A 2,664-nucleotide genomic window follows, 5' to 3' on the forward strand; every position below is an offset into this window, starting at 1 on the left:
GCAGAGCCAACTAAGGTAAGTATAGTGGGTAAGCAAAAGCGCTGTTTGATGAACCCATCTAACCTAGAACGCGTATTAGAGGCGGGTTTGAGCGGTGCGAGTAAAAATTAATCGCTCATGCGCTGCCTATTAAAGGTGGTAGCGATAGAGCACCAGGTAGTGCAACTTCTCATGTAGAACTAAAAGATTCGAATGGACAACGTGTGAACCCTTCAGGCGCCTCTGTAACGCGTAAAAGTCCTGAAAACCACACTCAAATAGAGAATGACTTATAAAATGAAGAAATATTTTGAGATTGATGCTTTTAGAAATATCTATTTAGAAGACTCATATGTTATAGGCATTAAAGAATCAGAAGGTTGTATTATATTCTATATGGAGTTCGTTTTAAGTGCTGCCCATTCTTGCTACTCAGAGCCTCTTAGTAACGAGCAATATTGTTATAAAAAAGGGGCTATTGAGTTCAAAGGTTGCAGTTCTATAAATTGGCTCAAAAGGACGAAGCAAGCTTTTACAGATCAGAATAGTAACGTTGATCTCGGAAATATAGACATATTTGTTCGTAGGGGAGCTGTAAACCAGCTAGAAGGTGATTGGGGAGAAGTTGAGATCACTAATTCACAGCGAGATATTATAGTTTTAATTGAACATCTGTAATGTTTGAATAATCAAGATAAAAAATGACGTATAGACGCTGCCGAACCGAAGACACCCACAATTGTTTCTTATCGGGTTAGTCATATTTGTGGCTACCTTGTCGCCGCCAATACAAGCGAACCAAGGCCAAACTGTGCGTTATCAGCATACCGATATGCTGGGTACGCCGGTTATGGAAACCGATGAGTCAGGTAATGTCATCAGTCGCAGTGTGTATGAGCCCTTTGGTAAACGCCTCGGCGGTGAGAAGGCGGGCATAGGGTATACCGGGCATCTGCAAGATGAAGATCTGGGTTTGACTTATATGCAGGCCAGGTACTATGATCCGCTGATGGGGCGGTTTTATTCGAATGATCCTGTTGGCTATACAGCTAAAAACCCAGTCATGTCGTTTAATCGCTATATGTATGTGAATAATAATCCGTATAAATATACTGATCCTAATGGAGAGTTTCTCATTGGTGCATTGTTTAATGCAGCATTAGATATTACGATTCAGCTTGTGGAGAATGGAGGTAATATCTCAAAAGTTGACCCGTTACAAGTTGCTGGGGCTTTTGTCATGGGAGCTATAGGGGCTGGTATTGGTGAAAAAATAGCGAAAGCAGCGTCTATTGTTAGTAAAGTAACAAAAAGTAAGGCTGTCGGTGCAACTTTGGACGTAGTTTCTAATACCACAGCTGGATTTACTGTGGAAGCTGTAAAAGGAGCCGTATTAGCTACCGCAGATGCAGTAGCAGGTAAATCACCAGGTTCTCCTGATCAAATAGATACTGTCTTGGGAGCAGCCAAAGACAGTGCTATAGGCTCAACTGCAAATCAAGTGATTAGCTCTGCTACTGGTAATTCAAAATTAGGACAGGTAGCTGCGATGGCAACAACAGCCGCAACTAAATTACTTGAATAATGCTATGACTTTATCAATAGGATGATTATGAAAATTAAGCTTTTTATGCGACGCTATTCAAATTTCTCGACAGTAAATTTAACTGTCATATTAATTGGATTAGGTTATGCGATCTTGAATCTTTTTAATAATGAATGGACATTGAAAATGGCCATTATAAAGTTAACTCTTTATTTTTCGGTTGTATTCGCCGCCACTTGTGTGAGCTTTTTACCATATGATATTTTCAAGTCTAAAAAAGACAAGAAATTGTGTCTCGAAATTGATATGGATTATGACCAATTTAGTATGTTGGACGAAATTGATAAAGATGAATTGAGGAAAAAAAGAGAAAAAGGGGTCGGTGACACTTGAGAATAGATCTCATTTTATTTTTGTTTCCTCTTTTATTAAATAAAAAAATGCAAAAAGCCAAAGCAGTTAATTTCTTAACTGCCTTGGCTTTTTTTGTTAGCGGCTATTTTATTTTTCTTTAGCTGCTTCTTATCTTAGTCGCTTTACATCAACCGTTATGCTGATTGTTGTTGTTTAATTAATGCGTCTAACATTTCATTAATAAACTTTTGTTTCCCTCTCGGCATGAGGCTTATTTGCTCTATCTGCTTTTGTAGTGACAAACAACCATGACGCCCAGGATTGTCAGATGAAGCTCCTTTGACTACGCTTAAGTCAGAGTTGTTGAGGAGGGTTTGTTATGCCGACACCAAGAAAATCATTAGTCAGTTTGGAACTTTTTATTTAACAAGATGATTATTTTACCACTGCATATCTCGTTGTGTTAGAAAGGCTTTTTTATGTGGAGTCGAACATTATACAGATCAATCCTATGAGCATAGACGGGATTGGGTTGAAAGTCGACTATTGGAACTTGCAGCTGTATTTGCCATTGATATTTGTGCTTACGTAGTGATGAGTAACCATCTACATCTCGTATTACGTATTGATGTGGAGTTAGCTAAGCATTGGTCAGATGTCGAAGTGGTCACGCAATGGCAAAAGCTGTTTAAAGGCGATAGCCTTAATCACGACTTTGTTAAAGGTGAGTCGCTTGAATTTTATCAACAAAGTATTATCAATAAACGAGTCAAAGAGTACCGCTT

At 38.7% G+C, this 2,664-nt stretch carries 3 protein-coding genes and 1 pseudogene; all 4 read left to right on the forward strand.

Features of this window, described 5'->3' with window-relative positions; translation table 11 throughout:
• Positions 1-276: 276 nt before the first annotated feature.
• Entirely contained in the window at positions 277-657 is a 381-nt protein-coding gene (locus HRU42_RS20905) for a hypothetical protein (protein ID WP_295034001.1), read from the forward strand.
• 172 nt (positions 658-829) lie between these two features.
• Positions 830-1,564, forward strand: coding sequence for an RHS repeat-associated core domain-containing protein (locus tag HRU42_RS20910; protein WP_295034003.1), 735 nt, complete (start codon positions 830-832; stop codon positions 1,562-1,564).
• A 27-nt stretch (positions 1,565-1,591) separates the two neighbouring features.
• Complete coding sequence (locus tag HRU42_RS20915) at positions 1,592-1,918, forward strand: hypothetical protein (protein ID WP_295034004.1); 327 nt, start codon at positions 1,592-1,594, stop codon at positions 1,916-1,918.
• A gap of 340 nt (positions 1,919-2,258) precedes the next feature.
• A pseudogene (locus HRU42_RS21230) lies at positions 2,259-2,664 on the forward strand (transposase); the annotation flags it as partial.

This window comes from Shewanella sp. (assembly GCF_013214165.1).
GTDB lineage: Bacteria > Pseudomonadota > Gammaproteobacteria > Enterobacterales > Shewanellaceae > Shewanella.

Coding starts and splice junctions, on each gene's coding strand:
- HRU42_RS20905 (WP_295034001.1), top strand. CDS start 277: ATGAAGAAATATTTTGAGATTGATGCTTTTAGAAATATCTATTTAGAA.
- HRU42_RS20910 (WP_295034003.1), top strand. CDS start 830: ATGGAAACCGATGAGTCAGGTAATGTCATCAGTCGCAGTGTGTATGAG.
- HRU42_RS20915 (WP_295034004.1), top strand. CDS start 1,592: ATGAAAATTAAGCTTTTTATGCGACGCTATTCAAATTTCTCGACAGTA.